Source organism: Streptomyces sp. MBT65 (genome assembly GCF_016612545.1).
Classification (GTDB): Bacteria; Actinomycetota; Actinomycetes; order Streptomycetales; family Streptomycetaceae; genus Streptomyces.
This window is the reverse complement of sequence record NZ_JAENRY010000164.1, coordinates 1-17109: the sequence shown is the minus strand read 5'-3', so window position 1 is coordinate 17109 and position 17109 is coordinate 1. Positions and strand designations below refer to the sequence as shown.

The 17109-nt window shown below is 71.7% G+C and carries 16 protein-coding genes and 1 pseudogene; 9 read left to right on the top strand and 8 right to left on the bottom strand.

What is annotated here, in order from left to right; translation table 11 throughout:
* Positions 1 to 1547: 1547 nt before the first annotated feature.
* Together JHN63_RS31580 and JHN63_RS31575 are read left to right on the top strand one after the other, a co-directional pair.
* Positions 1548 to 2528: a LuxR family transcriptional regulator gene (locus JHN63_RS31580; protein ID WP_200687062.1), complete on the top strand. Its 981-nt coding sequence runs from the start codon at positions 1548 to 1550 to the stop codon at positions 2526 to 2528.
* 36 nt (positions 2529 to 2564) lie between these two features.
* The gene (locus JHN63_RS31575) at positions 2565 to 3047 is read left to right on the top strand and encodes a DUF456 domain-containing protein (protein ID WP_200687061.1); all 483 of its coding nucleotides are present in this window, start codon (positions 2565 to 2567) and stop codon (positions 3045 to 3047) included.
* A 12-nt stretch (positions 3048 to 3059) separates the two neighbouring features.
* On the opposite strand, the gene JHN63_RS31570 is transcribed toward JHN63_RS31575, so the two are convergent.
* The gene (locus JHN63_RS31570) at positions 3060 to 4289 is read right to left on the bottom strand and encodes an SGNH/GDSL hydrolase family protein (RefSeq protein ID WP_200687059.1); all 1230 of its coding nucleotides are present in this window, start codon (positions 4287 to 4289) and stop codon (positions 3060 to 3062) included.
* 181 nt (positions 4290 to 4470) lie between these two features.
* On the opposite strand from JHN63_RS31570, the gene JHN63_RS31565 reads away from it, so the two are divergent.
* Positions 4471 to 4842, top strand: coding sequence for a PPOX class F420-dependent oxidoreductase (locus tag JHN63_RS31565; RefSeq protein WP_200687057.1), 372 nt, complete (start codon positions 4471 to 4473; stop codon positions 4840 to 4842).
* Position 4843: 1 nt separating this feature from the next.
* Here JHN63_RS31565 and JHN63_RS31560 read toward each other — a convergent pair whose 3' ends face one another.
* The 3 genes from JHN63_RS31560 to rsgA form a co-directional block, all read right to left on the bottom strand.
* A complete protein-coding gene (locus tag JHN63_RS31560; RefSeq protein WP_200687055.1) occupies positions 4844 to 5377 on the bottom strand; it encodes a methylated-DNA--[protein]-cysteine S-methyltransferase in 534 nt (177 codons plus the stop codon).
* Complete coding sequence (locus JHN63_RS31555) at positions 5374 to 6807, bottom strand: DNA-3-methyladenine glycosylase 2 family protein (RefSeq protein ID WP_234478005.1); 1434 nt, start codon at positions 6805 to 6807, stop codon at positions 5374 to 5376. Before JHN63_RS31555 ends, JHN63_RS31560 begins: the two co-directional genes overlap by 4 nt.
* Before the next feature lie 82 nt (positions 6808 to 6889).
* Entirely contained in the window at positions 6890 to 8005 is a 1116-nt protein-coding gene (gene rsgA, locus JHN63_RS31550; RefSeq protein WP_200687051.1) for a ribosome small subunit-dependent GTPase A, read from the bottom strand.
* Positions 8006 to 8375: 370 nt separating this feature from the next.
* On the opposite strand from rsgA, the gene JHN63_RS31545 reads away from it, so the two are divergent.
* From JHN63_RS31545 to JHN63_RS31535, 3 genes are all read left to right on the top strand, one after another.
* A complete protein-coding gene (locus tag JHN63_RS31545; protein ID WP_200687049.1) occupies positions 8376 to 8591 on the top strand; it encodes a hypothetical protein in 216 nt (71 codons plus the stop codon).
* Between the two features lie 5 nt (positions 8592 to 8596).
* On the top strand, positions 8597 to 9154 hold the full coding sequence (locus JHN63_RS31540; RefSeq protein ID WP_234478004.1) for a hypothetical protein: 558 nt from the start codon (positions 8597 to 8599) through the stop codon (positions 9152 to 9154).
* A 186-nt stretch (positions 9155 to 9340) separates the two neighbouring features.
* Entirely contained in the window at positions 9341 to 9853 is a 513-nt protein-coding gene (locus JHN63_RS31535) for a hypothetical protein (RefSeq protein ID WP_200687045.1), read from the top strand.
* 14 nt (positions 9854 to 9867) lie between these two features.
* On the opposite strand, the gene JHN63_RS31530 is transcribed toward JHN63_RS31535, so the two are convergent.
* Together JHN63_RS31530 and JHN63_RS31525 are read right to left on the bottom strand one after the other, a co-directional pair.
* The gene (locus JHN63_RS31530; protein WP_200687043.1) at positions 9868 to 10638 is read right to left on the bottom strand and encodes an SDR family oxidoreductase; all 771 of its coding nucleotides are present in this window, start codon (positions 10636 to 10638) and stop codon (positions 9868 to 9870) included.
* Positions 10639 to 10700: 62 nt separating this feature from the next.
* Positions 10701 to 11006, bottom strand: a complete 306-nt coding sequence (locus JHN63_RS31525; protein WP_200687041.1) for a putative quinol monooxygenase — start codon at positions 11004 to 11006, stop codon at positions 10701 to 10703.
* A 111-nt stretch (positions 11007 to 11117) separates the two neighbouring features.
* Here JHN63_RS31525 and JHN63_RS31520 point away from each other — a divergent pair, with 111 nt between their 5' ends.
* The 3 genes and pseudogenes from JHN63_RS31520 to JHN63_RS54820 form a co-directional block, all read left to right on the top strand.
* Positions 11118 to 11696 carry a helix-turn-helix domain-containing protein gene (locus JHN63_RS31520; RefSeq protein ID WP_200687039.1) on the top strand — a complete coding sequence of 193 codons (579 nt, stop codon included), beginning with the start codon at positions 11118 to 11120 and terminating at the stop codon, positions 11694 to 11696.
* A 115-nt stretch (positions 11697 to 11811) separates the two neighbouring features.
* Complete coding sequence (locus tag JHN63_RS31515; protein ID WP_200687037.1) at positions 11812 to 13050, top strand: hypothetical protein; 1239 nt, start codon at positions 11812 to 11814, stop codon at positions 13048 to 13050.
* Between the two features lie 108 nt (positions 13051 to 13158).
* Positions 13159 to 13710: pseudogene (locus JHN63_RS54820) on the top strand (DUF4157 domain-containing protein); the annotation flags it as partial.
* Between the two features lie 264 nt (positions 13711 to 13974).
* Here the strand turns inward: JHN63_RS54820 and JHN63_RS31510 are convergent.
* Both JHN63_RS31510 and JHN63_RS31505 read right to left on the bottom strand, forming a co-directional pair.
* Positions 13975 to 15480 (bottom strand): cellulose-binding domain-containing protein, encoded by a 1506-nt coding sequence (locus JHN63_RS31510; protein ID WP_200687035.1) that lies wholly within the window; start codon positions 15478 to 15480, stop codon positions 13975 to 13977.
* A gap of 214 nt (positions 15481 to 15694) precedes the next feature.
* The gene (locus JHN63_RS31505) at positions 15695 to 17014 is read right to left on the bottom strand and encodes a radical SAM protein (RefSeq protein ID WP_200687033.1); all 1320 of its coding nucleotides are present in this window, start codon (positions 17012 to 17014) and stop codon (positions 15695 to 15697) included.
* Between the last annotated feature and the right edge of the window lie 95 nt (positions 17015 to 17109).

Genomic DNA, 17109 nt, shown 5'->3' with positions numbered 1-17109 from the left:
CGAAGGAAGCGAGGTCCCGTCGCCAGGAGCACCAGGCGCCACCGGCGTGAACAACGGAGGCTCGGCGTGCCGATCCGCGCCGGCACCTCCCGGCACCGGAGGACGCGAGGTCCCGTCGCCCGGAGCAGCGGGCGCCACCGGCGTGAACAACGGAGGCTCGATCTGCCGATCCGCGCCGGCACCTCCGGGGGCCGAAGGAAGCGAGGTCCCGTCGCCGGGAGCGGCGGGTGCAACGGGTGTGAACAGCGGAGGCTCGCCATGCCGGTCTGCGCCGGCACCTCCCGGCACCGAAGGAAGCGAGGTCCCGTCACCGGGAGCAGCGGGCGCCACCGGCGTGAACACCGGAGGCTCGTCGGGCGGATCCGGGCGTGCGCCTCGCGGGAGCGGAGGCGGTGGCGTGCCATCGCCGGTGACTACGGTCGGGCGGTCGCCCGGCACCGCCGTGCCCGCCGCGTCGCCCCGGAGGCCGGGGGACCCACCGGTGCCACCCGCCGAACCGCTCCCGGCACCAACCGGCCCTGAACCGCCGGACGAGCCACCCCCACCGCCGTCCCGATCCTCACCGGGCGTCGGCGCATGGAGCGGAGGTCGTGGTGGGAACGCCGCAGCACCCGGAGGCGCACTGGACGGTGGCTCCCAGAAAGCACGCGGGGCGACCGGATCGGCGTCGGCGGGCACCGCGGAGTCGGCTGTCGCGCGGAACCCCGGGCCACCCGGACCCACCCGGCGCGTCACCTCATCCACCGGACGCGCCCCCTCGCCCGCCGAAGTCACACCCTCCCCGGCATCGAGGGACCCGGACTCACCGGACCCTCCGCCGACCGTCCCCGCCGCCGAGGCGAACCGGTCGTCGACGGAGTCGCCCGCGGCCGTGGGCCCCGTGTCCTCCGGGGTGTCGTCGTACAGCTGGCTCCACCAGTCGTCCTCGTGACCGGTCGGCGTTCCCCCCTGCTGGCTCATGCCCCTAATTGTCCACCGCACGGGCCAGTTGGAAACGGGGCGTCCGGAAAATCGGGTGCGCGCCCCTGCTCGCAGGGCGTGTCGGGCGACGTGGCGAACACTCATCCGGAACAGCACGGCGCAGGACGCGCAGGACAGCACAGGGCCGCCGGGCGGCCCCACCCCCCACGGGAGGACCGCCCGGCGACAGCTGAGTGACCCGGCCCCAGCTCCCCTGCGTGCCTGCGCACCGCAGGGGTCCGGGTCACGTTCCAACTGGCCGGATCCCGTTGCGGGTTCGGCCCGTCCAGGCCCGAGTGTGACCCGCTTTCCTGAAGATCCGCTGTGACTCCCGCCCGCCTCCCCCACGGCCCGTCGCGCACGAACCCGCAGGCCAAGCAGGCCCAATACGCGCATTACGGGCGGCAGTTGATGCCCCTGGGGCGCAACCTTGGCAGAGTGACGGGTGATACGGCGATGATGTGCCGAGGCGGGTTCACGCCGTGGCTGTTTTCCGCCACACCGCACACCGCGCACCGCATGCACACCACGCACCGTGCACACCGCACACCGCACACCGCACACACCGCGAAGGAGGGGCCGCACCGATGCTCGCGGCGATAGGCCTGGACGAGGCACACGAGTCCGCGTACCGGGCACTGGTGTCCGTCGGCGCCGCGGACGTACCCGATCTCGCCCGACGCCTGGCCATCGGGGAGTACGACACCGAGCGCACCCTGCGCCGCCTGGAGCGGCACGGACTCGCGGCCCAGTCCTCGGCCCGCCCCGGCCGCTGGGTCGCCGCCCCACCCGGCGTCGCCCTGAGCGCCCTGCTCACCCAGCGCCGCCACGAACTGGACCAGGCCGAACTGACCGCCGCGCTGCTCGCCGAGGAGTACCGGACCGGCGCCGCCGAACCCGCCGTACACGACCTGGTGGAGGTGGTGATCGGCGCCGCCGCCGTCACCCGGCGCTTCCTCCAGCTCCAGCTCGGCGCGACCGAGGAGGTCTGCGCGCTGGTCACCGGGAACCCGGTCGCCGTCACCAGCGGGGAGAACGACGCGGAGGAGCAGGCCGCCGGCCGCGGGGTCCGCTACCGGGTCGTCCTCGAACGCGCGGTGCTCGACCTCCCCGACGGCGTCACCGAACTCACCGCCGCGCTCGGCCGCGGCGAACAGGTGCGGGTGGTGGACAAGGTGCCGACCAAGCTGGTGATCGCCGACCGGACCCTCGCGCTGGTGCCGCTGACCTCGCCCACCGCGGAGCCCGCCGCGCTCGTCGTGCACGCGAGCGGTCTGCTGGAGCTGCTCCGCGGGCTCTTCGAGTCGGTCTGGCGGGACGCGCTCCCGCTGCGCCCGGGCCCGTCCGGCGCCACCGAGCGGGCACCGGACGGCCCCGACCCCGCCGACCTGGAGGTGCTGTCCCTGCTGCTGGCCGGGCTGACCGACGCCAGCGTCGCGAAACAGCTCGATGTGGGCCTGAGGACGGTCCAGCGCCGGGTGAGGCGGCTGATGGAGCTGACCGGCGCGACGACCCGGCTGCAACTGGGCTGGCACGCCCACGACCGGGGCTGGGTGGCCCGTGGCTGACCTGCGGTTTCACCCGGGATCCCGCAGGCTGGGCAGATGGGAGTGGGTGAACTCCTGCTGGTCGGCGTGGTCGTCCTGCTCGGCCTGTGCGGAGTCTTGGTGCCCGGAGTGCCGGGGTCGTGGCTGGTGTGGGCCGCGGTCCTGTGGTGGGCGCTGAAGGACCCGCAGCCGGTGTCCTGGGGCGTCCTGGTGGGCGCCACGGTCGTCCTCTTCCTCTCCCAGGTGGTGCGCTGGGCCCTGCCGCCCCGCCGACTGCGCGCGAGCGGCGCGACCCCCCGAATGGGCGTGTACGCGGGAGTCGGCGCGTTGCTCGGCTTCGTCCTGATCCCCGTGCTCGGCGCGATCCCCGGCTTCATGGCCGGGATCTACCTCCACGAACGCATCCGGCTGGGCCGGCACGGCGAGGCCATGGCCTCTCTCCGTACGGCGATGCGCTCGGGCGGCTCCAGCGTGCTGACCGAACTGTTCACCTGTCTGCTGATCGCGGGCGCGTGGCTGGGCGCCGTCATCTGGGGCTGACCCCCATGGGGCTCATCGGATCCAGCGGGTTCCTGAGGTCAGCGCGGTGAGGTCGACCGCGTCGGCGAGGGCCCGCATGCCCGCGTCGCTGAAGTGCAGATGGTCGCCGCTGTCGTAGCCGGGCATGATCCACTGCGGCTGCGCCGGGTCGCGGACGGCGGCGTCGAGGTCGACCACCCCGTCGAAGGGCCCGCCGCCGCGGATGAAGACGTTGACCTTCTGCCGTACGGCCTCCCGGGCGGCCGTGAAGTTGCCGGCGCCGCCGTACGGCGTGAGGGTCGCGCCGATGACGCGGATGCCGTGCGCGTGCGCGCGGGTCACGAGGGTGCGGTACGCGTCCTCGAAGGCGGCGGGGTCGGTGGCGTTCGGGGTGCCGTTGATGTCGTTGATGCCTTCGAGGACGATCAGCACGCGCACCCCCGACCGCGACAGCGCGTCGGCGTCCAGGCGGGCCAGCCCGCTCGGGCCCACGTTCTCGCGCAGCAGGCGGTTGCCGGAGATGCCGGCGTTGAGGACACCGAGGCGACGGTACGCGGGCAGGGCGGCGAGGCGTTCGGCGAGCCGGTCGGGCCAGCGGTGGTTGGCGTCGCGGGTGGAGCCGTTGCCGTCGGTGAGGGAGTCGCCGAGGGTGACGACACTGCCGGCCGCCGGGGCGTCGAGGACGTCGACGCCGGTGACGTAGTACCAGGAGGTGGTGGTCGTCCTGTACGCGGAACCGTCGATGTCCGCGGCCCGATCGCCGCTCGGGGCAAGGTAGTTGGTCTGTCCGGCCGCGCGGTGGTAGGTCGCCGGGCCGGAGTCGTCGGGCGTGTGGACCGTGACGAGCAGGTCCGCGCTGTCGGGCACGGCGAGCGGGACGGGGTCGCTGACCAGGTCCTGGCCCGCCGGGATCGTGACCGTCCGGGCGCCCGCGAAGGTGACGACCCGCATCGAGCCGGGCACCGCGTCCGGACCGTCCTCGCGCAGGGCGACGGTCACCGCGTCGAGCCGCAGGGGCGCGGTACCGAGCCGGTTGGTGAGCCGGACGCGGGTGGCGCTGCCGCCGACGCTGAGGTGGACGACGTTGCGGAGGGAGGCGCCGGGCCGGGCCGGGGCGGTTCCGGAGGGGGCGGCCTCCCAGGTGCCGGTCCAGGTGCCGAACGGTTCGGCGGCCGGGGCGTCGGCGGTCGCCGTACCCTGCCCAACTCCCGCTCCCAGTACGGCCACCAGCATTGCCACGACGATCCGTCCGGCCCCGACCATGAACGCTCCACCTCTCCCCACCGACCACGAGGAGGCGACCGTGCCACGCGGGAGGGGGCCGACGGCGGAGCATCACCGGGGAGGGGCTCCGCGTCCCCTGTCCGGCGTACGACGCAGGGCGGACGGCGACCTGGGACCGCAGGCCGATGCGCGGGGCGGGCAGGCGTGTTTGGCTGCGGTCATGACCGAATTCACCGCGGCCGAACGCGCCTACCTCACTTCGCAGCGGCTGGGACGCCTCGCCACCGTCGACCCGCAGGGCCAACCGCAGGCCAACCCCGTCGGCTTCTTCCCGCAGCCCGACGGGACGATCCTGGTGGGCGGATATGCGATGGGTACGACGAAGAAGTGGCGCAATCTGCGGAAGAACCCGAAGGTCGCCCTGGTCGTGGACGACATCGTCAGCGTCAGCCCCTGGAAGGTACGCGGCATCGACATCCGCGGCGAGGCCGAACTCCTCATCGGCCCGCATGAGTTGGGGCCGCACATGAGCGAGGAGGTGATCCGCATCCACCCCCGGCGGATCCACAGCTGGGGCCTGGAGTCGGAGTAGCTCAGGCCAACGCGTCTTCCAGGGTGAGGAGTTGGACCTTGCGGTCGAGACCGCCCGCATAGCCGGTCAGCGTTCCGTCCGCGCCGATCACGCGGTGGCACGGGCGGACAACCAGCAACGGATTGGCGCCGATCGCCCCGCCCACGGCCCGAACGGCGGCCCGGGACGCGCCGATCCGCGCGGCGATCTCGCCGTACGTCGTCGTCGCGCCGTACGGGACGGAGTCCAGGGCGGTCCACACCCGCTCGCGGAAGTCGGTGCCGGAGGTGCTGAACTCCAGGTGGAATTCCTTGAGTTCACCGGCGAAGTAGGCGGCGAGCTGCTCACCCGCGGCGCGGAAGGGGCCGGGGTCCCGCCGCCACTCCGGCTGGACGGTGCGGCCGCCCTTCTGCCCGGGGACGGAGAGGGAGGTGAGGGCGCCGGACTCGTCGGCGGTGAGGAGGAGTTGCCCCAGGGGGCTCTCGAAACTCGTCCAACGGATGCTGTCCGGCGCGGTCGTGTTCGTGATCGTGTTCGTGGTGGCGGTCGTGCTCATCGGAACTCCAACTCCCCTGCTGTGTACAGGTGTTGTGCGGCATAGGAACGCCAGGGGCGCCAGGCGTCCGGAATGTCGACGCCGGGCGGCGCCACATCCGGGTCGCCGAGGGCGCGGGTGCGGATGACGGCGACGGTCGCGGCGTCCATGCCGGGCAGCGCGAGCAGGGCCTGCTGCGCGTCGTCCCGGTCGGCGCCGGCGTCGAGTCGTACGGTGCCGTCGGCCAGGGCGGTGGCGAGGGCGGTCAGCGGGTCGCCGGGCGCGGCCGCCGCCAGCAGCGCCGACGGCTCGGGGAAGAGATGGGTGAGGCCGCCGGACGGGACGTCCAGCGCCGTGCCGTACCGCCGCACCAGCCGCTCGGCCTCCGCCCGCCCGACCAACGCCCGTACGGCGAGTTCCTCGGGATCGGCGGTGCCCGGTGAGCGCAGGCCGGGCCGGGCGGCGACGAGCGGGGCGAGCCGGGGATCGTCGCCGAGCCGTTCGTCGACGGCGTACGGATCGGCGTCGAGGTCGAAGAGCCGTCGTAGCCGCTGGACGGCGGTGGTCAGGTCACGGTGGTCGGTGAGGTGCAGCCGGGCGTCGAGCCAGCCGCCGGGGTGGGCGGGGGACGCGGCTCTGAGGGCGCCGGGTCGTTCGTCGACGGCGGCGATCCCGGTGCCGTAGGGGAGGCGGAGGGTGCGGCGGTAGGTGCGGCGGCCGGGGGTGCCGGTGATCTCCTCGACGCCGGGGACGGCTTCGCGTGCCAGCAGGTCGAAGACGGCGGCGGAGAGGTAGGGGCCCCGGTGGGCGAGCCGCAGCGGGATTCCGCCGACCGGTCCGGGCGCGGTCGTCCCTGCCTTGGACCCACGGGGGGCCTTGGGAACTCTGGGTGCCTTGGGGGCGTTGGTGCGCAACTCGCTCGGGGTCGACGCGTAGACGGCGCGGATCGTGTCGTTGAACTGCCTTACGCTGGCGAACCCGGCGGCAAAGACGATCTCCGTGATCGGCAGATCGGTGGTCTGTACGAGCACGCGGGCGGTGTGCGCGCGTTGGGCCCGGGCGAGGGCGACGGGGCCGGCGCCGAGTTCGGCGGTGAGCTGCCGCTGGACCTGCCGTGCGCTGTATCCCAGCCGCACGGCGAGCCCGGCGACGCCCTCGCGGTCCACGACGCCGTCGCCGATCAGCCGCATGGCGCGGCCCACGACGTCGGCGCGCACGTTCCACTCGGCCGACCCCGGCACGGCGTCCGGACGGCACCGCCGACAGGCCCGGAACCCGTAACCCTGCGCGGCGGCGGCCGTCGCGTAGAACCGCACATTGCGCCGCTTCGGCGTCACGGCGGGGCAACTGGGCCGGCAGTAGATCCCGGTCGTGGTCACCCCGAAGAAGAACTCACCGTCGAACCGGGCGTCCCGGCTCCGCACGGCTTCGTACCTGCTGTCTTCGTCCATCACGCGATCCAGTCTCCGCCATCCCCGGGGGCGGGGCTGGCGGAAATCGGACGCGACGCTGACGCTCTGCCGGACCGGACCGCTACGCCCAGCGCCCCCTCTTGGCCTCCATGGCGGCCTTGCCCTCCGCGCCCTTCCGCTTCCAGTCGCGGCGCAGTTCGGCGCGGGCCCGGGCGTCGGTCTTGGCGACGATCCACTGGTTCTCGCGCATGAGCTTGCGGTAGCTGTCGAGCCGGCGCTCGGGCAGTTCGCCGTTCTCGACGGCGGCGAGCACCGCGCACCCCGGTTCGGCGACATGGGCGCAGTCGTGGAAGCGGCACCGCCCCGCCAGTTCCTCGATCTCGGCGAACACCTGCCCGACCCCGGTCTGCGCGTCCCACAGCCCGACCCCGCGCAGCCCCGGTGTGTCGATCAGCACCCCGCCGCCGGGCAGGGCGAGCAGGTTGCGCGTGGTGGTCGTATGACGGCCCTTGCCGTCGACGTCACGCGTCGACTGGACGTCCATCAGGTCCTCGCCGGTCAACGCGTTCGCGAGCGTCGACTTGCCCGCACCGGACTGCCCGAGCAGCACGGACGTACCCCCGGCGGCGACCGCGGCGAGCACGTCGATCCCGTCCCCGGCGGCAGCGCTGACGGTGAGCACCGGCACGCCCGGCGCCGTCGTCTCCACGTCGTCGACGAGATACGACAACGTCGTCGCGTCCGGCACGAGGTCGGCCTTGGTCAGCACGACGACGGGTTGGGCGCCGGACTCCCAGGCGAGCGCGAGGAACCGTTCGATACGGCCGAGGTCGATCTCCCCGTTCAGCGGTACGGCGACGATCGCGTGGTCGACATTGGCCGCGAGGATCTGCCCCTCGGACCGCTTGGAGGAGGTGGAACGCACGAAGGCGGTACGGCGCGGCAGCAGCGTCCGTACGTAACGTGGACTGCCGCCCTCAGGATCCACGGCAGCCCAGTCGCCCGTGCACACGACCTTCATCGGGTCACGCGGGACGACGAACTCGGTGTCGGCACGGACCGTACCGAACGCGGTGATGACATCGCACAGACCACGGTCGACCCGCGCGACACGGCCGGGCAGCAGACCCTGCCCGGCGAACGGGGCGAACTCGGCCTCCCAGCCCGCGTCCCAGCCGTAGGGCACGAGGGGATGCAGGGAAGACGAGGACGAACCCGGGAGAGAAGAGAAAGACAAGGGGTGACCCTTCACAAGGGTGGCCCCGGCACCGCGCACACAGACGCGGGAAGAGAGGAGAGGTCAGCCGGAGGCCACGGGAGTGGACTTGATGAACTTCCGGATGCGGGCAACGCCCATCACAGAGACAGCCATCAGTCACACCTCCCCAACACACTCAACCGACAACGGCGACCGACCGGCCACCACTGGGACGAGAAGAAACCTAGCCTCCGACTCCCACGGAACGCCAACGATTATTCGACGAGGCACTCGCGGCAACTATGTTGATCCCCTCGCCACAGCCCAACCAGGCAGCCGGCAAAGGGACTTCGCCCTTCGGAGACACCGGTCGACAGCTGGGGGACACATCGTCAAGGCCTCCGCCGCCATGGGGACTCTCTGCTACCTGGTCGGCTGCTGGGACAACGGCGCACACAAGGACTTCGTGAGCGGCTGGGTCAATCCACTCGCCCTCACCTGCGCGGTCGTCCTGGCGACGGCGCTCGTCCTCTCCTACGGCCGTCTCCGGAACCCCATGGTGGCCCCGGCGACCGAACCGTCAGCCGAAGAACCGCCGGCCCAGGAACCGCCGGTGTCAGGATGACCGCCATGTCCAACTCCTATGCGCAGCCCATTCTCAGAACGACTGATCTCGCGGACGGCCTGCGTGTTGTCGCGCGGTTGCTCGCGATCGCCGATCTGCGGAATCTCGAAGTCGATTTCGAGGCACAGGTCTCCTCGGCGGACGTTCTCGCGGAACTGCTGGAACTGATTCCGAACGCCGAGTGGTTTGCGCATGGGGACCGGGACGGCTCCCCGGACGACGAGGCCGATGCGGCAGCGCGCTTCCCCGTCCGGCTGCGGGGCTGGGCCATGCCCCCGGAAACGGTCGAGCCGTTCCTCAAGGCGGTGGGCGAGGGGCCTGCCTCGGTCCGGTGGGACTTCGACGGCTGGCCCGAAGCCCCGGAAGTGGGCCTGGGCATCTGTGGTACGAGAGGTGCGTTCGTGACGCTGTGCGTGAACGTCCGTGACCTCGACATCGAGGAGCCCGCGCCCGACCACACGGTCTTCGTCCACGTCAAGCAGATCGAGGCCGAACGCGCCCCGTGGCTCGCGGCCCAGGTCGGTCTGGACGTGATCGGCGACTTGGAGATGGCTCCGTACTGAGAAGCCCGTCCACACCGGCAGGGCAGCTCGGCGATCGGGGTGCGAGGCGAACCGTCGACACCATCACCGCCGCACGCGGCACGCGGGTGGCATCGGCATACGGTACGGCGGAACGACCATGGCTAGCGGGCCGTACGGGGAGTACCCCTCCTACCGGCGACAGGGACGGCGACGACGATGACTGCGGTGATCAGGAATCACGAGGGAATCCTGCGAGCCCTCGAAACCCGCCTGACCACCTGGGTGTTCCTCGTTTCCGAACGCGGGGACCGGCGGGAGGCGGCGACCGCGGCCGCCGAAGCCGACGAGGCCGTCGCGGAGCTGCTCAGGCTTCGACCGGGAAAGATCCACCGGAAGGCCGAGAACGGCGTGTGGTCCCCGGCTTCCGACGTGCTGGCGTTCCGCTCATGGGTGTGGTTCGTGATCGCGGTCCTGCTCGGAGTCGGAAGCCTCCTGCTGATTCCGGGCAACGCGACCACGGGCCGGTATGTGCGGATCGCGGCTTCTCTGGTCATCGCCGTGCCCAGCGCGCTGTTCGCATCACGCCAGTTGAGCCATCTGCTGGCCGAACGAGCCCTACGAACCGGGGCAGTTGAACACAACACCCTTGCCTGGATCGGCCGTTGGCTCAGTGGACGCACGGTGCTCGTCCTCACGGTGGGGATGTGGCCGCTCTGGATGACGGTCCTCGTGCTCTGATCCCTCCGCGCCGCCTACCAGTTGATCTCGGCCAGCAGGAAGGGCTCGCTCTCGGGAGCCTCCTTGCGGGCTCGCAACGCGCGCTCGGCAGGTGCGCCGACCGCTACGCGCAGCGGCGGTTCGGGGTGTTCGATCGTGTCGGCGACCGCGGCGGCCACCTCCTCCGGGGTGATGACCTCGCCCCGGAGCGCGGGCAGGGCGTCGTAGAGCGGGGTGTAGGGGTCGTTCTCGCCGAGGAACACCCTGGCGCGTTCGCCGCCGCCGGACGAGACCGCGCCCGGCTGGACGACACTCACCTTGACGCCGAAGTGACCCGTCTCGATGGCGAGCGTCTCGGCGAGTGCCTCCAGTGCCCATTTGCTGGCGCCGTAGGGGCCGATCATGGGCAGCACCAGGCGTCCCTGGATGCTGGAGATGAAGACGAGACGGCCCGCCCCTCGCTCGCGCATCGCGGGCAGCACGGCCTGCACCACCCGCAGCGCGCCCAGCGTGTTGACCTGGAAGAGCCGTTCGACCTCCGCGAGCGGGACGCTCTCCAGGGGCGCGCGCACGGTCTCGCCGACGTTGCTGACCAGTACGTCGATGTCACCGGCGTCCCGGACGGCCCGGTCGACGCTCTCCTGATCGGTGACATCGAGGCGAAGACGCCGGTCGACATGGAGGTCGGCCAGCGTTTCCGGGTCGCGGGCGGTGGCGATCACCCGGTGCCCCCGGCCCGCCAGCGCGACGGCGACGGCCCGGCCGATCCCCCTGGACGCGCCGGTGATGAGTACGGACGACGACATGACGGACCTCGTCTTTCGTGGGTGTCGCCGGCAACGGCAACAGGAATGGGAACGGGAATGGCTCAGGCCACGGCCTTGTCGCCGACGACGTTGCCCCTCATGAGCCACGTCGGCCCTTCGGCGTAGGCACCCGCCTCGGCGAAGAACGCGGCGAAGTACGGACCGGCGGCATGCGCGTCGAACGCGTCGACGTCGGCGTAGACCTCGTTCAGGTAGAAGACGTCCGGGTTGTCCTCGTCCGCGACGACCTCGAACCGTTGCGAGCCGGGCTCGTTCGCGAGGGAGTCGCGGGCGGTCCTCCGGGCCGCCCGGACGAAGTCCTCGCGACGGTCCGGCTGGACGGTGAAGGAAACAAGGAACTGGTACATGCGGCGCCCTCCTCAAGGTCGACCTGGTCAGTTCAGTGACTGAACTGCTCCTGATGGACACCGTAGCACTGTCAGTTCAGTGAGTGAACTGCCGCTGGTAGAGTCGGAGGCATGACGCTCCCCAACACCTACGCGGACGGGAACTGCCCCCTCGCTCGAACGCTGGAGGTCGTAGGGGAGCGATGGACGCTCCTGATCGTCCGCGACGCGTTCTACGGAGTACGGAGGTTCGGCGACTTCGCCACCCAGCTCGGGATCCCGCGAGCCGTCCTGACCAGCCGGCTGAAGTCGCTGACGCAGGAAGGCGTCCTCACCCGCGAGGACGACGGAGCCGGCCGCGTCGAGTACCGGCTGACGGACAAGGGCGTCGCCCTGTGGCCGGCCGTGCACGCGATGATGAACTGGGGCGAGGCCTTCTACTCCCCGCACGGACCGAAGCGCGTCCTCCGCCACGACCTGGACGGAGGCCTCCTCGACCACGACGGCCACTGCCAGGAGTGCGGTACGGCCGTCCCGGTCCCGGACATCCGCATCGAACCCGGCCCCGGTTTCCGGGAGTCGGGCCGCGAGCCCGATCCCGTCTCCGCCGCGATCAACACACCACGACGACTCCTCGATCCGATCGCGACGGCCCCCACCCCGACGCCCGCACGAATCCACAACCGTCCGGTGACAGAACCGTCGCAATAGCCACCACAACGCGTTGCCGGATCCGCAGGTCCAACTGGGCGAGAAGGCGGGCTGATCCACTCGTCGGCTCGGGCGCGGTAGTCGGCCGCGGCACACACGCATCCTGGGGGAAACGTTGAACAGCACCGCACGCACGCTGCGTTCGTCCGTCACAGCCGGGGGGGCCGGGCTGTTGCTGGCCGCCTCCGGAGCCGCCCTGGCGCCCGCGGCCACCGCCGCGCCGGCGGACCCGCAGCCGCCGACACTCGAAGTCTCCACCGCGGCCCCGGCGGAGATCGGACTGGCGGGCCGGCCGGTCGACTTCACCACCACGGCGTCCAACGTCGGTACGGACGACACCGGTTCGGCCCGGTTGATCTACCACGTCGACGGCGGTGCCGGCCTGCCGCCGAACGCCCTCAGCCTGGAGTACCGGCTCAGCGGAACGACATGGAAGACCGTGCCGCTGACCCTGTCCGGCACACAGTTCTCCGGCGAACTGCCCGAGTCCTTCCCGCTGGCCGCCGCCCAGTCGCGGACCGTACAACTGCGCCTCGGCCTGCCCATGGGCACCCCGCACCACGGCGACAGCAACGGAGGCACCCAGAGCCTGAAGCTCACCACCCTTGTCTCCTACGGCAGTTCGGGCGCCGCCGACGACAGCGACGAGGACACCGTGCATGTCGACGCACCGACCGTCGGCCTGTCCGCCGTACCCGCCACCGTCACCGCGGGCGGCCCCGGCATCACCTTCGGGTCCACCGTGAAGAACAGCACGCCCTCGGCGTACGAGAACCTGACGGAGGTGCTGTTCACCAGCCGCTACGCCACCGTGCAGGTACTGCGTTCCGGCACCTGGAAGACGCTCCAGCCGATCACCGCCGGCGCCGAGCCGGACATCTACGGCTTCGACATCGTCGGCAAGGACGCCTCCATGGCGGCGGACAGCAGCACGGTCACCAAGATCCGCCTGGCCTACCGCAAGGACGCGCCGGCCGGGACGACCACCGTGCACCCCTGTGTGTTCGTCAACGAGGGATCGACGCCGTTCACCGGCACCACCTTCTGCGGCGCGTCGGCGTCGACCGTCGTGAAGGCGGCGGCCTCCGGCACCACCCCGACGGCATCGACGACGCCCTCCGCGTCCAGCACCTCCTCCGCGTCGGCCACCCCGTCCGCGACCACCTCCCCGACCGCCACCACGACGTCCTCCGCCGCGGCCTCGGGAACAGCCTCCCCCGGTACGACCACGCAGCTCGCCAAGACCGGAAACGACGGGGTCTCGGCGACCACCGTGAGCGCCACGGCCCTCATCACCGCCGGAGTGGGCACGCTGGCCGTCATCGCCCTGCGCCGCCGCCAGAACCGGCTCTGAGACCGGGGGACCTGGCCGCCGTCGCTCCGTCGGGCGGCCGGGGCCCTCGTCCGCTCACCCCACACGCCCACTCACTCGCTCGCTCGCCCACCCCTCAGGTCTGCCCCTATGGACTCCCCTCCGCCCGGCCCCCATCCGGTAAGAGGGAAGGGCACCCGTAACAGAGCAGGGCGCCCGCCGACCGAAGGGGAACCGTGTATGCGTATCCAGGGAGAGAACCGCTCGAACGGTGACAACGGTGACCGTGCCGGCGCACGCCCCGTGCCCCGGCCCGCCGCCGCCCTGCCGCCGCTCGCCGCGCTCCAACAGGCCGCCGGGAACGCCGCGGTGAGCCGCGCGATCCAGCGGACGCGGGACGAGCAGCACGCCGAGGAGCAGCGCGGTGGGGCCGGTGGGACCGAGGCGGCCGTGCCGGTGCAGCGGCGGTCGTCCGTCGTCGACGCCGTCGGTTCTCCCGGCCGGCCGCTGGAGCCACGCATCCTGCAACGCGCCGAGCGGGCGTACAGCATGGACTTCGGCCATGTACGCGTGCACAACGACCCGATGGCCCGGCACTCGGCCGAGGAGCTCGGCGCCCTGGCCTGCACCACCGGTTCGCACATCGTGCTCGGTGACAGCCGCGTCGAGGACGAGGTGATGTCCGAAGAGGTCGACCACGTACGCCGGCAGGCCTTCGGGCCGGTGCCCGGCACCGACAACGGCCGGGGCGAGAAGGTCTCCCACCCGGACGACCCGTTCGAGCGGAGCGCGGGCGCCAACGGCCGGAAACTGGCCCGGGGTTCGGCCCCCGACCTGTCGCTGCCCGGCCGGGGCCGGCGCACCCGGCCGTGCGGTGCGGCGCAGCGTGGACGGGGAGGTCTCCGTGCAGCGGCCGTCAGCCGCCCGGAGATCGTGTCGGGGCGGGTGACGGCCGTACGGGCAGGCCTACTCGCTGCAGGCCGCGCCGTTCAGCGTGAACCCGGACGGCGCGGAGTTCTTGCTGTTGTCCCACGTCCCGAGGAAGCCGAAGGTGAAGCTGCCGTCCGCGGCGACGTTCTTGTTGTAGTCGGCGGCGGTGGCGGTGACCCAGGAGCCGTTCTGCGCGACGCTCGCGTCCCACATCTGGGTGACCTGCTGGCCGTCGCGGTAGGACCAGGCGACGCGCCAGGTGTCGAGGGCCTTCGTGGTGGTGACGGTGACGGCGGCCTGGAAGCCGTCGGGCCACTGGCCGACGAGGTCGTAGGTGACCTCGCAGCTCGCCGACGCGGGCGTGTCCGAACCCGAACCGCCACCCGAACTCCGCGTCGGGGCAGGTGAGTTGCCCGCCGTCGCCGAGGCGGTGCCCTGGGGTTCCGTGTCGGGGTTCTTGTCCCCGGGGGCGGTCGCCGTACCGCTCGTCGCGGGCCGGCCGGACGGCGAGGCCGTGGCCGAGGGGTGGGCACCGACGGACGAGATGCTGGGGCCGGGATCGGCCACCACCTGACGGTCGGCGTCGTCACCGGCCGCGTTGTCGTGCCCGGAGCCGCCCATCGGCATCATCGACACCCCGAGCGCCACCAGGGACAGCAGGACGGCCGCGGCGAGCAGTCCGTTGCGTACGAGGCGCGCCTTGCTCGCGCCCTCCTTCGGTTCCCCGGCCTCGAGTTCGGCGATCGGGCGGCCAGCGCCCAGCCGTACCTCGGCGGCCCGGCGGCGGCGCTCCAGATAGGCGAGCCCACCCCAGCCGATCACCCCGCCCGCGAGGGCCGCGGGCAGTCCGCCGCCCGCCAGCCGCAGACAGGCGGCGGCTTCCGCGCACTGCACACAGGTGGCGAGGTGCCGTGAGAGGTCCTCGGGTGTGTCGGCGGCCGGTGAACGGGTCACCGCGTCCAGCAGCCGGGCGTAGCTGCGGCACTCCGCGGCCATCGGTGTGTCGAGGTGGCTGCGGTGGCAGCGGTCCCTGAACAGGCCCCGCACCTGGGCGAGTTCACCGGAGACGAGCGCCGGGTCCAGGCCGAGCCTGCGGGCCACGACGGGCAGCGGCAGCGCCTCCACCTCGGCCAGCCACAGCAGCGCGGCGTCCGCTTCTTGCAGGTCCCGCAGACCGCGCAGGGCGATCGGGCGCTGCAGCGGCATGCCGTGATAGCGGGCCGCCTTCTCCGAGTTGAGCCACAGCCGCAGGTCCGGGTCGAGCCGGTGCCCCCGCCCGGCGAACTCCCAGGCCGCCGCCGTGGTGCGGACGGCGGTCAGCAGCAGCGGTATCACCGGCAGTATGCGACGGGCCGGTCCGCGCATCGGGCCGGACCCGGCGGAACGGGCCTCCTGGATGCCCAGCGCGAAGGCCTCACTGGCCAGTTCGGTGGCCGAAGCGGCTCCGGACGTGCACAGGTCGGCGTAGGACAGCACGGCGTCCCAGCTCTCGGTGAACAGCGCTGCCTCAGCGGCGTCCTGGGGAGTCGGCAGGTCGGGCATGGGTCTCCTGCATCCACGAATGACGGCCAACTAGCTCTGACAGTAAGCGAGTTGGAGGGGGGCTGCCTCGTGACAGAGCCAGAGCCTTTCACGCGTCCCACACAACTGACAAGCCGCCTATTCAATTACGGTAACTGTCAGTCGCCTCTGTGCAGTTGTACGTGTCCGAGCCTCTCCTGGCTCACCCGTCGCAGAAGTTGGCCACACCGTTACCTTACAAAGCCGCGGGCTCCTCGGCGGGGAGGCTGTCCATGAAGGAGCTGACGGAGAAGACGGCACGGCCCGGGCCGGGTTCGCCGTATCCGGGCGGGGACTTGAGCCCGAAGTCCTCCATCGTGGCGCGGTAGGCCTCCAGCAGCCGGATGTGGTACTCCAGCGGCGCACCCTGCGGGTTGGCCTTGCCGAGCGGGGTGGTCGGCTCGGGGCACCAGGTGGTGAAGCGGGGCGTGATGCCCTGCGACATGAAGAAGCGCAGGCCCTCGGTCGTCGACGCGATCGCCTCGTCGACCGTCTTGAAGCCGAACGGCTCCGCCATCTCCACGCCGGCAACGAAGTTGGGGATCACGTTGCGCGCACCGAAGATCTCCGCCGAGTCGAGGATGCGCTTGTGCCACTCGGCGCGGCCGACGTAGCGCTCCTTGCCCGGGCAGTGCAGCTTGAACAGATACTCGTCCCACACCTCGTAGTTGGGGTGGTAGATCTGCACGCCGTAGTCCTTGAACCGCTGGACGTCGCCCTTCGGCAGCGCCTGGGCGACGACCTTGCCGATCCAACGCCCCGGGAAGCGCTCCTCGATGGCCTTGGCGTAGTGGCCGTAGAAGTCGGCCTCGTCGCGCCCGGCGACGGTCTTGGTGATCGCGCCGCCGGTGAGGGTGTAGGCGGTGGACACCTTCGCGGTGTCGTAGCGGTCGATGATCTCGAGCGCCTCCAGCACCTCCTCCACGTCCTTGACGCCCGTGTAAGGGCGCCCGGCGGCCTTGTGCTGGCGCCAGTTGTGGTTGATGTCGCAGTACTGGCACTCCTCCTTGGCACCGAAGTACTGGCAGACACGGAAGACGGTCAGGTAGATCAGGTAGCCCCACTGGATGGTCGGGGCCACCTCCATGACGGACTTCCCGTTGGCGAGCTTGTGCTTGTAGTACTCCGGCATCGGCGGCACCCCGACGTCCGCGATCCGCTTCCCGTCGAGATAGAGCCCGAGGACCCCGTCCTCGTCGGAGGCCACGCGGTACGGCGAGGTCGGGTTCACGCGCACGGAGACGACGGTGCGCCGCAGGTCGTACGGGCCACCGGTGAGGATGATCTCCTCGGGCGGGCGCCTGAGCGCGGCCTCGCCCAGCTCGGGCAGGGTGCCGTGGTCGAAGGAGAAGATGAAGTACGACTTCGGCTTCACCTCACCGCCCTCGTTGTCACTGAGCGCGGACGGGTCGAAGGCGACACCCCCGCGCAACAGGTCCTCCTTGAAGACGGCCTCCCGCGGCACATGCGGAAAGCGCTCCATCAGATCCTCGACCAGCGCGGTACGGCTGCCCATCCCGTTGTCTCCTCCCGGCTCAGGCGCCCTGCTCAGGCGTACGACTCCTCACGGTATGCCCCCGGCGGTTGGGCGGGGGCATACCGTGAGGAGTC

What these genes read in the sequence shown, in the direction of transcription:
- JHN63_RS31580 (WP_200687062.1), top strand. Translation starts at nt 1,548, where the DNA reads ATGCTCGCGGCGATAGGCCTGGACGAGGCACACGAGTCCGCGTACCGG.
- JHN63_RS31575 (WP_200687061.1), top strand. Translation starts at nt 2,565, where the DNA reads ATGGGAGTGGGTGAACTCCTGCTGGTCGGCGTGGTCGTCCTGCTCGGC.
- JHN63_RS31570 (WP_200687059.1), bottom strand. Translation starts at nt 4,289, where the DNA reads ATGGTCGGGGCCGGACGGATCGTCGTGGCAATGCTGGTGGCCGTACTG.
- JHN63_RS31565 (WP_200687057.1), top strand. Translation starts at nt 4,471, where the DNA reads ATGACCGAATTCACCGCGGCCGAACGCGCCTACCTCACTTCGCAGCGG.
- JHN63_RS31560 (WP_200687055.1), bottom strand. Translation starts at nt 5,377, where the DNA reads ATGAGCACGACCGCCACCACGAACACGATCACGAACACGACCGCGCCG.
- JHN63_RS31555 (WP_234478005.1), bottom strand. Translation starts at nt 6,807, where the DNA reads ATGGACGAAGACAGCAGGTACGAAGCCGTGCGGAGCCGGGACGCCCGG.
- JHN63_RS31545 (WP_200687049.1), top strand. Translation starts at nt 8,376, where the DNA reads ATGGGGACTCTCTGCTACCTGGTCGGCTGCTGGGACAACGGCGCACAC.
- JHN63_RS31540 (WP_234478004.1), top strand. Translation starts at nt 8,597, where the DNA reads ATGTCCAACTCCTATGCGCAGCCCATTCTCAGAACGACTGATCTCGCG.
- JHN63_RS31530 (WP_200687043.1), bottom strand. Translation starts at nt 10,638, where the DNA reads ATGTCGTCGTCCGTACTCATCACCGGCGCGTCCAGGGGGATCGGCCGG.
- JHN63_RS31525 (WP_200687041.1), bottom strand. Translation starts at nt 11,006, where the DNA reads ATGTACCAGTTCCTTGTTTCCTTCACCGTCCAGCCGGACCGTCGCGAG.
- JHN63_RS31520 (WP_200687039.1), top strand. Translation starts at nt 11,118, where the DNA reads ATGACGCTCCCCAACACCTACGCGGACGGGAACTGCCCCCTCGCTCGA.
- JHN63_RS31510 (WP_200687035.1), bottom strand. Translation starts at nt 15,480, where the DNA reads ATGCCCGACCTGCCGACTCCCCAGGACGCCGCTGAGGCAGCGCTGTTC.
- JHN63_RS31505 (WP_200687033.1), bottom strand. Translation starts at nt 17,014, where the DNA reads ATGGGCAGCCGTACCGCGCTGGTCGAGGATCTGATGGAGCGCTTTCCG.